Below are 12,332 nucleotides of genomic sequence, written 5' to 3'. Positions count from 1 at the left end.
TTTTCATGTCTAGGCATTGTACTTAACTGATCGTAAGCCAATGCACATTTCTTATTTGTAATGTTCCCAACTACGTTTGTTTAAAACACGACAACATTTTACAACAACTTTTGAAAAACTGCGATTATTTCTGTTATCGAAAATCGTCTAAACATTTGTTAAAATATACATATCTGCTAGTAGCATATGCATGCAGTGTGGATTTTTGAACGGGGAAAAGGGGAGAATGGTTATGACAAACGAGGTAGTGATTGTTAGTGCCGTGCGTACGGCAATCGGTTCATTCCGAGGAACATTAAAAGATGTACCAGCAACAACTCTTGGAAGTATCGTTATTAAAGAAGCATTAGCACGTGCTGGTGTAGCAGGTGAACAAGTTGATGAAGTCATTATGGGGAATGTTTTATCGGCAGGTCTTGGACAAAATCCAGCTCGACAAGCATCGATTGCTGCAGGACTTCCGAACACAGTGCCAGCTTTAACAATTAATAAAGTATGTGGCTCAGGTTTAAAAGCAGTGCATTTAGCAACACAAGCAATTATTGCTGGCGATGCAGATATCATCGTGGCAGGCGGTTTCGAAAATATGAGCCAAGCGCCTTATGTATTAAAAAATGCACGTGAAGGCTTCCGCATGGGCGATCAAAAAGTTGTGGATACGATGATTCATGATGGCTTATGGTGTGCATTTAATGACTATCATATGGGGATTACTGCCGAAAATTTATGTGATGCGTATGAAATTTCACGTGAGGAGCAAGATGCTTTTGCTGCGCGATCACAGCAACGTGCAGAAGCGGCGATTGCAGCAGGGAAATTTAATAATGAAATCGTTGCTGTGGAAATCCCACAACGTAAAGGCGAGTCGATTATTTTTGACCAAGATGAATTCCCACGTGCAGGGGTTACGGCGGAATCATTAGCAAAGCTGCGTCCAGCCTTTAAAAAGGACGGCTCTGTAACTGCAGCGAACGCTTCAGGTATTAACGATGGAGCAGCAGCGGTGGTTGTTATGTCAAAAGCGAAGGCTATCGAGTTAGGTATTCAGCCAATGGCGCTTATTTCAGCCAATGCGAGCGCAGGTGTAGATCCATCGATTATGGGAACTGGGCCGGTCACAGCGGTGAAGAAAGCATTAGCGAAGGCGGATGTTTCGCTAGTAGATATAGATTTAATTGAAGCAAATGAAGCATTTGCAGCACAATCGATTGCTGTCGATCGCGAACTAGGCTTTAATCATGATAAACTAAATGTAAATGGGGGAGCAATTGCCCTTGGTCATCCAATTGGAGCAAGTGGGGCACGAATTTTAGTGACACTGTTACATGAGATGGAAAAACGTGATGCAAAAACAGGCCTTGCTACATTATGCATCGGTGGGGGACAAGGCGTAGCAACAGTTGTTCAACGCCCTTAAAGTTAGTAAGAAGGTGAAAGTAATGGGAAAAAAACGAAAACAACAGCAACGTGTTGACGCTGGTATTTCTGCTAGTTTACCAAAGCAGGAGGCTGTTACATTAGCAGATCAGCTTGCTGGCGATGTGTTAGCGAAGTTAAAAGCAGCGAAACAAGATTTGTCAGCGAAAGAGCAAGCGGCAGAGGAAGAGCGTCAAGCACAGTTAGCTTTTGAGCGTAAGCAACGTGAGAAAAACAAAACGTTCGAAGAATTATTGAACGAATACGGTGACAAAGGCTCGAAATTTTAAGTTTGATAGAAACAGTGAATCTCTTGGAATGAGATTCACTGTTTTTTTGTTGATTTTGATTTAGACTGCTTTGAATCGTCACTATAGAATCGCCACAAACTCTTAGGAAATTGTTGATAAAAACAAAATTTTATTTTCTAAGCGACCGTAGTTTCTTTACGACTACGGCAATGCTAATAAATACAATAGCGCCTGCTGTATCTACTAGGACATCTTGTCCGCTCATGGTACGTCCAGGTGTAAAGCTTTGACGAAATTCATCTAGCGTGGCTATGACAGCCGTAATGACAATGGCTATACGCGCAGCGAATCGACGTTTACTTAACGCAAAATAAATCCCCAGTGCAATACAACCAAATCCTACAAAATGCGTAAATTTTCGAATTAGAAATTCTACAAATTTAAAGTAGCCTCGCTCTTCTATAGATACGACTGTATCCCAATAGGGGATTTTTAAAACGGACAGTTGTTTTTCAAAAGGCTTATGCGCTAATAGTTCCTCTAGTTCAGGGATAATCGACTGTTGTTCATAAGTCATGCTAGAGGATATTGCAAGAATGATTAAAAATAAAAGTAAAACGGACCATTTTTTCATCGGTGGTCAACGTATTGGTCTGCTTTAGTCAGAGCGTTCGCTACTTCAAAATTAGTGATTGCATTTATTTTTTCATAGGCATTTAGTGATTGGGCGAGTTGCTCCTGCGAACTAGCACCAATCACCGTTGAAGCTATAGTGGGTTCCTTCAAATTAAAGGCTAGCCCTAATGCATGTAAATCTTCATAGTGTTTGGCTAAGTTTGTTAATGTTGTTGTTAATTCATCTACAGTGTATGTTTGATAGCCATTGACCTGTTGCAAACGTTCTTTCCAATTATTTGTTAATAATCCTTTTGCGATGGTGCCGCGTGTTACGACCGAAGCCCCCTCACTAGCTATAAAATCTAACCATTCTTCTGGGCGACGATCTAACGCACTATATTGCATCATGACACTTTTTGCCGAGCTAGCAGGTAAAAAACGTTTCAGTACATTTGGTCGAATTGAGGATATGCCGTATTCTCGAATGACACCGTCTTTTTTTAAGTTGTCAAATGTGTCGATAATACCGTCCCAGTCATCCTCTATTGTGCCACCATGTAGTTGATAGACATCAATGTAATCTGTACCGAGTCTTTTTAGGCTTTTATGAACAGCTTCTTTAATATATGTAGGGGAGGCATCCCACTGCCAGCCGTCCACCCCTTCTGTCCAACGATTCCCCACTTTCGTTGCGATAATCAGGTCTTGTCGACGTTTACCCAAAACTGTACCGATAATTTCTTCATTGGCACCTAAATCATATAAATCAGCCGTATCAATGTAGTTAATGCCCGCATCTAACGCCATATCAAGTATGGCTGCTGCCTTATGTTTATCTGTCGAAAGAGACATACCTCCTAAACTAATCTCTGAAATAAATAAATGACTTGAGCCAAGTTGTCTTTTTTTCATGCGAATGCCCTCCTTCGATTTCTTTACTTGTAATGGTACAATGAACATATCTGAAGAACAAGCGAGGTTATGGGCAATGAAAAAGTTTGAAGAAATAACGACACAGACGACACCTATCTATAAGGGCAAAATCGTGAACTTACAGGTTGATGATGTCACATTACCAAACGGGAAGTCTGCTAAGCGTGAAATTATTAAACACCCTGGAGCGGTAGCAATCATTGCCATTACCAACGAAGGCAAGCTCGTAATGGTGGAGCAATATCGTAAAGCGCTCGAACGTTCCATTGTAGAAATTCCAGCAGGTAAACTTGAAAGCGGTGAGGAGCCAATTCATACTGCACGTCGTGAATTGGAAGAAGAGACAGGCTATGGTGCACATCAATTCAAGTATTTACAAGCCTTTGCCACTTCACCAGGTTTTGCGGATGAAATCATACATCTATTTGTGGCGACAGATTTATATCACATTGAAAATAGTGCAGAACTAGACGAAGATGAATTTGTCGAATTACTAGAAGTTTCGTTGGAAGAGGCACAAGCAATGGTTGCTGATGGGCGTATCTATGATGCGAAAACAGCGTTTGCTGTGCTGTGGTTGGCATTGCAACAAGAAAAATAAAGTTTAGCATAATAGAAGCGGACGAGCATAAGCTGTACAAACCTTGATAGAAAAGGAGCATGCTTATGTCTCGTACGGTTTCTATATTTTATCACGCATCAATTGTTGCAGTGAGCTTCGTTTGTGGCGTCATCTGCTTTCATATTATTGGAGGGGCGAATGCAGAGCCTTTTATTTTGTTTATAGAACCTCGTTTAGCAGATGTGGACAGGCAATCTATTGTTCGTTTAGTGTTACCTGTAGCCGCTTCAATCGGTATTGTACTGTTACTTGCAACACATAGTGTCTTAAAAGTGTTAGTACGTGTTACAGTAGCAATACGCGCAACGTTTTTTGGCTTTAGCTCTGTATTTTTACTACAAAAACTTGAAGCATTTTGGCTATATACGATTTGGTGGTTTCCATTTCAGCTTATCTATTGTATATTGTTGCTAGTCCTATGTAATTTACTAGTACCTGCTTGGTCGAAGCGAAAAATCGGGAAAAAGACGAATGGACGGACAATTTTGTTGAATTTTATCGCTTTTTTCATCATAATAGTTGCTGAGTTTATCGTTATAACGTATGTACTCAAATGATGCATAAAATACGTTCATATGAAGCAACAGCTAAAAACATTAAAAGCTTATTTGAAATCTATTCACTATCTTGTAATAGGATTTACTCCTTTGGTATAATGAAATAAGTTTAGGGGGGCGTCACATGGAAAGCCGAATTGATCGTATAAAAAAACAGTTGCATAGTGCTAGTTATAAGCTGACGCCGCAGCGAGAAGCAACAGTTGCTGTTTTGCTAGAGCATGAAGAGGACCACTTAAGTGCAGAGGATGTCTATCTTTTAGTAAAAGATAAGGCACCAGAAATAGGTCTGGCTACTGTTTATAGAACGTTAGAATTACTAACAGAGCTTAAAATCGTCGACAAAATCAACTTTGGTGATGGCGTATCACGCTACGATTTACGCCAAGAGGGAGCTGCGCATTTCCATCATCATCTCGTTTGTATCGAGTGTGGTGCTGTAGATGAAATTCAAGAAGATTTACTTGAAGATGTGGAAGCCGTTGTTGAGAAACGTTGGAACTTTATTATAAAAGATCACCGACTAACTTTCCACGGTATTTGCTGGCGTTGTCATGATAAAAACGACGACACAAATGAAGAACAATAACGAGAAACTGTCTGATGAAATCTTGCATATAGATTGCATCAGGCAGTTTTTTGTTTTTTTATGCATGATGTGATGCTCTATTATTCTAGTAAAGGGAGGAAAAGCCTAAGCAAATTACGACTCAGCTCTAGTGTGGGCTTTTCGCACTTTTTTTATAGGCGTGCTAAAATAGAGAATAATTGACAGTGAGGGGGCGTTGTGATGAATGAATTTCAATATGCAATAGAGGATTATATCCATTTTATCCAGGTAGAGCGGCAATTATCCGTTAATACATTAGCATCCTATCGCCGAGACTTAGAAAACTATGTCCATTTTTTGCAAGAAGCTGAGGGAATGGCTGATTTTCGCACTATTGAACGCACAACAATTTTGCGCCATTTAGAGCAACTGCGCATGCAAGGAAAGACGAGCCGTACTGTTGCACGTCATATCTCATCCATTCGTAGCTTCCACCAATTTTTACTTCGAGAAAAGCGCACAGAAACAGATCCTACAGTGCATTTAGAAATGCCAACGATTGAACAAAAACTTCCAAATATTCTATCGATTGAAGAAATCGAAGCATTGCTGGCAGTACCGAATCGCAGCAAGCCACAAGGTGTTCGAGATGTAGCAATGCTAGAGCTTTTATATGGTTCTGGCATGCGTATAAGTGAGCTGATTGCACTCGATTTGGCTGATATTCATCTAACGATGGGCTTTGTACGTGTATTTGGAAAAGGAGGCAAGGAGCGCATTATTCCGCTTGGTAAAAGTGCCCTTTCTGCATTGAGTGTTTATTTAGATGGTGCACGAGGTACATTACAGGGGAAATACCCAAAAACAGATGCCTTTTTTATTAATCAACGAGGGAAACGTTTAACAAGGCAAGGTTGTTGGAAATTAATGAAGGAGCACGCATTAAAGGCGGGCATCCAACATGAGCTTACACCACATACGTTACGTCATTCTTTCGCTACTCATTTGGTGGAAAATGGAGCTGACTTACGTGCAGTGCAGGAGATGCTAGGGCATGCAGATATTTCCACGACTCAAATTTATACGCATATTAGTAAAACGAGACTTTCAGAAGTCTACAAGCAGTACCATCCGCGTGCCTAATAAAAAATAAGCGACAGATAGAGCTTGTTTCTTGTTTAAGGAAAATAAATTACTTAGTCGGATGTCTGACCTTTATCCTTTCGCTTGTTTTTGGTAAAATGGAATCGTGAGATTAGGAGGCAATAATTATGAATAAAGCATTTAAAAAAATCCATGTCGTTGTAATGGATTCAGTTGGGATTGGTGAAGCACCAGACGCAGCTAAATTCGGCGATGCAGGCGCACATACTTTAGGTCACATCGCTGAAAAAATGAATGGGCTTACAATGCCCGTGATGGAGTCGTTTGGCTTAGCGAATATCGAACCACTGCAAGGACTGCAAGCAACAAATACACCGCAAGCATACTACGGTAAAATGCAAGAGGCATCTGTCGGGAAAGACACAATGACAGGGCATTGGGAAATAATGGGTCTTAATATTGATAAACCATTTAAAGTATACCCTGAAGGTTTCCCTGCTGAACTGATTGCCGAGCTTGAACAACGTACAGGACGCAAAGTACTATGTAATAAACCTGCAAGTGGTACACAGGTGATTGAAGACTTTGGACAAGAACATATGGAGACAGGGGCTATTATTGTCTACACATCGGCTGATCCTGTGTTACAAATTGCTGCGCATGAAGAAATCATTCCACTGGACGAACTTTATAAAATTTGTGAGATTGCCCGTGAGTTGACATTACAGCCAGAATATTTAGTAGGACGCGTGATTGCACGTCCATTTATCGGGACGCCAGGTAACTTTACACGCACGCCAAATCGTCATGACTATGCGTTAAAGCCTTTTGGACGTACAACGATGAATGCTTTGAAAGATGCTGGTCTTGATGTAATTGCCATTGGTAAAATTTCTGATATTTTCAATGGTGAAGGGGTTACTGAAGCAGTTCGTACAAAAAATAATATGGACGGTATGGATCAATTCGCTAAAGTCGCAAAACAAGATTTCCATGGGATTAGCTTCTTAAATTTAGTAGATTTTGATGCCAATTTTGGGCATCGTCGTGATCCACTTGGCTACGGTAACGCATTACAAGAATTTGATGCGCGTCTTCCTGAAATTTTACAGGCAATGTCAGAAGATGATTTACTTATGATTACGGCTGACCATGGTAATGATCCGACATTCCCTGGCACAGACCATACACGTGAATACGTGCCACTAATTGTCTATTCACCACGTTTTAAAGGTGGAAGCGAGCTTGCTCTTCGTGAGACTTTTGCAGATATTGCAGCAACTGTCGCTGAAAACTTCAAAGTAGAAGCACCACCATTCGGTAAGAGTTTCTTAAATGATTTAAAATAAGGAGGAATTGTCTATGAATATGGTGCAGCTTTTTGAAAAGAAAAAACAAGGCAAAGAACTGACACAAGCTGAAATTCAATACTTTGTTGAAGGCTATACAACAGGTGCTATTCCGGATTATCAGGCGAGCGCATTGCTAATGGCTATTCGCTTACTTGGTATGACTGACGAAGAAACGTTTTATTTAACGAAGGCAATGATTGAATCAGGTGATGTAATTGATTTAACTTCAATCGAAGGTTTTAAAATTGATAAACATTCTACAGGCGGTGTCGGTGATAAAGTCACGTTAATCGTCACACCAATTATTGCTTCTCTAGATATTCCAGTGGCGAAGTTTAGTGGTAAAGGCTTAGGTATTACAGGTGGCACAATCGATAAATTAGAATCAATCCGTGGTTTTAAAACAGAATTATCGTCACAAGAATTCATTGATAATGTCAATAAACATAAAATTGCGGTTGCTGGTCAGACAGGCAATCTTGTACCTGCCGACAAAAAACTTTATGCATTGCGAGATGTGACAGGTACTGTCGACTCTATTCCGTTAATTGCTGCATCGATTATGAGTAAAAAAATTGCAAGTGGTGCAGATGGTATTGTGCTAGATGTGAAATGTGGTTCTGGTGCCTTTATGAAAACGGAAGAAGAAGCGAAGAAATTGGCTGAAGCGATGACAGCAATTGGTGAAAAATTAGGCCGTAAAGTTGTCGCTCATATTAGCGATATGGATAATCCTTTAGGGAAAATGATCGGTAATAAACTTGAGGTAGTAGAGGCGTATGCCTTGCTAAAAGGTCGCTTAGAAGAAACGCACGCAGACTTATTAGAAGAGTGCATTATTATTTCTTCTCTAATGTATCAGATTGCGGCTGGAGTAGATGAAACAACAGCGGTAGCAGCTGTCAAAAAAGTGTTGGAAGATGGCTCAGCAGCTGCGAAGTTTGAGGAATTTATCGTAGCACAGGGCGGCGATTTAGCGGATATTGTGCAAAATGACACAGCACATAAGGTGGCTGTAAAAGCAGCGGCAGAGGGTGTTGTTGCGTCCATTAATGCATTAATGATTGGTGAAGCAAGCGTTAGTCTTGGCGCTGGTCGCTTAACGAAGGAATCTTCGCTTGATTATGATGCAGGCATCCAGCTAGTTGCCAAAAAAGGTGACCGTGTCAGTGCGGATGAAACTATTGCCTATCTGTATTCAAACAGTGAAATTAACGAAGAAACAATCACTAAAGTACAGCAAGCCTATTTAATGGCATAAGTATAAATTAGCAGAAAACGCTAGTATATACGGAGGCGGTGCTCTGTAGAGCACAAAATGTAAGACGCGACAGAGACGGTTGCGGCTTACGTGTGTGCCCGCGGAAAGCACCGCCGAAGCGGACAACAACGGCGCAGCGAAAAAGTGTTAGATTGATGGCAGTCAATCTAACACTTTTTTTCGTTCTCCTCGTATTGAATACCTACATAAATTAGCTATCTACAATGACACACTGACAAAAAATGTAGACGACGTTTAAAACCTTTTGATTTATCCCATACTGCACTTAACCTAAAAGCCATAAGAATGTCGATTTGACACTATTTCAAGAGACTTTGCACTAGTTCTGTCAACAGCAAGGATTTGTTATATGGAATGTGGAATTGCACGAGGAGGAGGCGATGTTCATGCATTTTCAATTAGAAATGGTAACAAGGGAGACAGTAGTTATACGTTTATTTGGGGAGCTCGATCATCATGCAGTAGAGCAAATTCGGGCTAAAATTTCTACAGCAATTTTTCAGGGGGCTGTAACGACCATCATTTGGAATTTTGAGCGACTATCGTTTATGGATAGTTCAGGTGTAGGCCTAGTGCTTGGTCGAATGCGTGAGTTAGAAGCAGTCGCTGGACGAACAATTTTATTAAATCCATCGCCGACGATGCGAAAAGTATTTCAATTTTCAGGCTTAGGTCCGTGGATGATGGATGCAACAGAGGAAGAAGCGATTGATCGAGTTAGGGGGATTGTAAATGGATAACGAAATGACATTAACTTTTTTAGCAATTAGCGAAAACGAAGCCTTAGCACGTGTGGCGATAACGGGCTTTATTGCACAATTAGATCCAACAATTGATGAGCTATCAGAATTTAAAACCGTTGTCTCAGAGGCTGTTTCCAATGCCATTATTCACGGTTATGAAGAAGATGGAAAAGGGGTCGTTACAGTTCACGCAAAGCGTGAGGATGATATTGTAACGGTGTCTGTGATGGATAAAGGGGTAGGCATTGCGGATGTCAGTCAAGCGATGGAGCCTTTGTTTACGACGAAAAGTGCAATGGAACGTTCTGGTATGGGCTTTACCATTATGGACAGCTTTTCAGATCAGTTGACTGTCATGTCCAAGTGGCAGGAAGGTACAACTGTAACGTTTACGAAAAAATTTTATTCGGTTCGCACGGCGGTAATGTGAGGTTGCTATCGTGAAGCCGATAGAACAGTCGTCCGATAAGCTTTTGTCACAGGAGGAAATGCGTGATTTAATTGCGCGTTCACAACAGGGCGATCATGAAGCTCGTAAACGAATGATTGAGGGGAATACGAGGCTTGTGTGGTCTATCGTCCAACGCTTTACAACAAGGGGCGTGGAGCTCGAAGATTTATTTCAAATAGGCTGTATAGGCCTTATGAAATCTGTAGATAAGTTTGATTTAGCGTACGATGTGAAATTTTCCACATATGCTGTCCCGATGATTATCGGTGAAATACAGCGCTTTTTAAGGGATGACGGCATGGTAAAGGTGAGCCGTTCAATTCGCGAGCTCAACTTTAAAATCCGCCATGCGACGGATGAATTTATTAAAAATAATGAGCATCCACCGACCATTCAAGAATTAGCGCAGGTTCTTGGCGTCACGACTGAGGAAATTGTGACAGCGTCGGATGCTTTAAGGGATCCAGCTTCCTTACATGAGCAATTGTATGAAAGTGAAGGGGATTCCATTACATTAATGGATCAAATGAAGGATGAAAAATCAGAGCAACCTTTTGAATATATTCCGTTAAAAGAAGTGTTGACAAGACTTGATCCGAGGGAACAATCCATTATTTATTTACGCTATTTTTCAGATTGTACACAAACTGAAATCGCAACTCGTCTGGGCATTTCACAAGTACAAGTATCTCGTTTAGAGAAAAAGATTTTAGCGCAGTTGAAAAGTTGGATGGCGACGAGTGCCACGGTTGAACACGGAGTAGAAAAAGACATCTAAGAAAATGGTGACAGCATGACAAATAAACTATTTAACAGCTTAGAAGAAGCCGAAGATTTTCTTAAAGAGCAATTTGGAGACGGCGAATCATTTGACGTAGGTATTAAGCATTTATTTGTCAAAGATTTGCCGGTTCTTTGTGCATATATTAGCGGACTAGTAGATGGGGAAGCCCTGACGCAATTACTATCCAATATGTTACCTGAAGAAGACATTGATATTGATGATGAGCGAGAATATTTTGAAGCACATTTCAACTTTCATGGTCGTTCTGAAGAAACGGAACGTAAAGCCTATTTGCTTGCTATTTTAAGTGGGCAAGTAACCTTTATTACGAAAAGTGGATACTGCTATATTGCGGAGCTTCGAAATTATCCAGGGCGTTCACCAGAAGAGCCGGATAATGAAAAAGTAATTCGCGGTTCTAGGGATGGCTTTACAGAGGGGATTTCACAAAATACAGCTTTAGTTCGTCGACGCATTCGCAACAGTAATTTACGCTTCGAGCTACATAAAATATCCAAGCTCGGTCAAACCGATGTCGCAATTGCGTTTATGAAGGATATTGCTAATGAGGAAATGCTCGATAAATTGCGACAGCGTCTTGGTCAAATTAATCATGATGGTTTGACAATGGCCGATAAATCACTAGAGGAATGGCTGTTTAAGCAAAAGTTTCACCCAGTTCCATTTGTACGCTATACAGAACGTCCTGATATTGTCGCTGCTCATTTACTAGAGGGGCATGTAGCGATTATGGTGGATACTTCACCTTCCGTTATTTTAGTGCCCGTTACGATGTTCCATTTATTGCAGCATGCTGAAGAATATAGACAAGCACCTACTGTCGGGACCTTTGTGCGTTTTATGCGCTATTTCGGAACAATTATGGGGTTATTATTATTACCTTTATGGTATTTATTTGTAACGAATGAATCATTATTACCTGATTCGCTATCTTTTTTAGGTAGTCAGGATAAATCACATATTCCGATATTACTGCAAATTCTAATCGCCGATATTGGGATTGAATTTCTAAGGATGGCCGCCATCCATACCCCGACACCATTGTCTACTGCGATGGGTTTAGTAGCCGGGGTAATCATTGGGCAGATCGCCATTGATGTTGGTGTGTTCTCATCCGAAGTTGTATTGTATACAGCGGTAGGAGCCATCTTTACGTTTATTATTCCATCTTACGAGCTAGGTATTTCCATTAAGCTCTTCCGATTTGTTTTGCTCATTATGACAGGTATTTGGGGAGAAGATGGATTATTTATTGGATTGTTTTTATTATTTACCTATTTATGTTCATTACGTCCGTTACAAGCACCATATTTATGGCCGCTCGTTCCATTTTTCCCAACTGCGATGCTTCGCGTCATTATCCGCTTCCCTATGACGTCGGATGCACTAAGACCATATGTAGTCGCTTCCAAACAGAGAAAAAGATCATAGGAGCCGTTGCACTCACTTTTTTCATGTGATAAAGTTCACATATAGTATTTTGTGATTTTTGCAAAAATTATCTTTGCTAGTGAATGGTTATGTGTTTTTATCTTGTGACATGCCAATACCTGCTAAGATAAGACAATGTCTCGATGGAAATGTTTGAGTAAGGACTGACATACCACGAGGTACGCAAATGTCACAAAATGGAGACGTGAAAAGGGAG

14 protein-coding genes are annotated in these 12,332 nt (G+C 40.7%); 12 read left to right on the top strand and 2 right to left on the bottom strand.

What is annotated here, in order from left to right:
• The first annotated feature begins 232 nt into the window (after nucleotides 1-232).
• Together LS41612_RS16770 and LS41612_RS16765 are read left to right on the top strand one after the other, a co-directional pair.
• Complete coding sequence (locus LS41612_RS16770; RefSeq protein ID WP_024361513.1) at nucleotides 233-1,417, top strand: acetyl-CoA C-acetyltransferase; 1,185 nt, start codon at nucleotides 233-235, stop codon at nucleotides 1,415-1,417.
• A gap of 22 nt (nucleotides 1,418-1,439) precedes the next feature.
• On the top strand, nucleotides 1,440-1,706 hold the full coding sequence (locus tag LS41612_RS16765; protein WP_024361512.1) for a YqkE family protein: 267 nt from the start codon (nucleotides 1,440-1,442) through the stop codon (nucleotides 1,704-1,706).
• A 130-nt stretch (nucleotides 1,707-1,836) separates the two neighbouring features.
• Here LS41612_RS16765 and LS41612_RS16760 read toward each other — a convergent pair whose 3' ends face one another.
• Nucleotides 1,837-2,301: a VanZ family protein gene (locus tag LS41612_RS16760; RefSeq protein ID WP_024361511.1), complete on the bottom strand. Its 465-nt coding sequence runs from the start codon at nucleotides 2,299-2,301 to the stop codon at nucleotides 1,837-1,839.
• Nucleotides 2,298-3,197, bottom strand: coding sequence for an aldo/keto reductase (locus LS41612_RS16755; protein WP_024361510.1), 900 nt, complete (start codon nucleotides 3,195-3,197; stop codon nucleotides 2,298-2,300). The genes LS41612_RS16760 and LS41612_RS16755 overlap by 4 nt, the downstream gene beginning before the upstream one ends.
• A gap of 76 nt (nucleotides 3,198-3,273) precedes the next feature.
• On the opposite strand from LS41612_RS16755, the gene LS41612_RS16750 reads away from it, so the two are divergent.
• The 10 genes from LS41612_RS16750 (at nucleotide 3,274) to LS41612_RS16705 (ending at nucleotide 12,115) form a co-directional block, all read left to right on the top strand.
• Nucleotides 3,274-3,819: an NUDIX domain-containing protein gene (locus tag LS41612_RS16750; protein WP_024361509.1), complete on the top strand. Its 546-nt coding sequence runs from the start codon at nucleotides 3,274-3,276 to the stop codon at nucleotides 3,817-3,819.
• A gap of 65 nt (nucleotides 3,820-3,884) precedes the next feature.
• Entirely contained in the window at nucleotides 3,885-4,397 is a 513-nt protein-coding gene (locus LS41612_RS16745) for a hypothetical protein (RefSeq protein ID WP_024361508.1), read from the top strand.
• A 124-nt stretch (nucleotides 4,398-4,521) separates the two neighbouring features.
• Nucleotides 4,522-4,986: a ferric iron uptake transcriptional regulator gene (gene fur / locus LS41612_RS16740; protein WP_024361507.1), complete on the top strand. Its 465-nt coding sequence runs from the start codon at nucleotides 4,522-4,524 to the stop codon at nucleotides 4,984-4,986.
• A gap of 201 nt (nucleotides 4,987-5,187) precedes the next feature.
• Nucleotides 5,188-6,090, top strand: a complete 903-nt coding sequence (xerD, locus tag LS41612_RS16735) for a site-specific tyrosine recombinase XerD (protein ID WP_024361506.1) — start codon at nucleotides 5,188-5,190, stop codon at nucleotides 6,088-6,090.
• Nucleotides 6,091-6,218: 128 nt separating this feature from the next.
• Nucleotides 6,219-7,400, top strand: a complete 1,182-nt coding sequence (deoB, locus tag LS41612_RS16730; protein ID WP_024361505.1) for a phosphopentomutase — start codon at nucleotides 6,219-6,221, stop codon at nucleotides 7,398-7,400.
• Between the two features lie 13 nt (nucleotides 7,401-7,413).
• Nucleotides 7,414-8,664, top strand: coding sequence for a thymidine phosphorylase (locus LS41612_RS16725; protein ID WP_024361504.1), 1,251 nt, complete (start codon nucleotides 7,414-7,416; stop codon nucleotides 8,662-8,664).
• Nucleotides 8,665-9,071: 407 nt separating this feature from the next.
• A complete protein-coding gene (gene spoIIAA, locus LS41612_RS16720; RefSeq protein ID WP_024361503.1) occupies nucleotides 9,072-9,425 on the top strand; it encodes an anti-sigma F factor antagonist in 354 nt (117 codons plus the stop codon).
• Nucleotides 9,418-9,858, top strand: coding sequence for an anti-sigma F factor (spoIIAB, locus tag LS41612_RS16715; RefSeq protein ID WP_024361502.1), 441 nt, complete (start codon nucleotides 9,418-9,420; stop codon nucleotides 9,856-9,858). Before spoIIAA ends, spoIIAB begins: the two co-directional genes overlap by 8 nt.
• 58 nt (nucleotides 9,859-9,916) lie before the next feature.
• A complete protein-coding gene (sigF, locus tag LS41612_RS16710) occupies nucleotides 9,917-10,657 on the top strand; it encodes an RNA polymerase sporulation sigma factor SigF (protein WP_233433804.1) in 741 nt (246 codons plus the stop codon).
• A gap of 15 nt (nucleotides 10,658-10,672) precedes the next feature.
• Nucleotides 10,673-12,115 (top strand): spore germination protein, encoded by a 1,443-nt coding sequence (locus LS41612_RS16705; RefSeq protein WP_024361500.1) that lies wholly within the window; start codon nucleotides 10,673-10,675, stop codon nucleotides 12,113-12,115.
• The last annotated feature ends 217 nt before the right edge of the window (nucleotides 12,116-12,332 follow it).

Origin of the sequence: Lysinibacillus sphaericus (genome assembly GCF_002982115.1) — a bacterium.
Lineage (GTDB): Bacteria > Bacillota > Bacilli > Bacillales_A > Planococcaceae > Lysinibacillus > Lysinibacillus sphaericus.
Note: the sequence above shows the minus strand (reverse complement) of the source record. Positions and strands in the feature narration are given on the sequence as shown.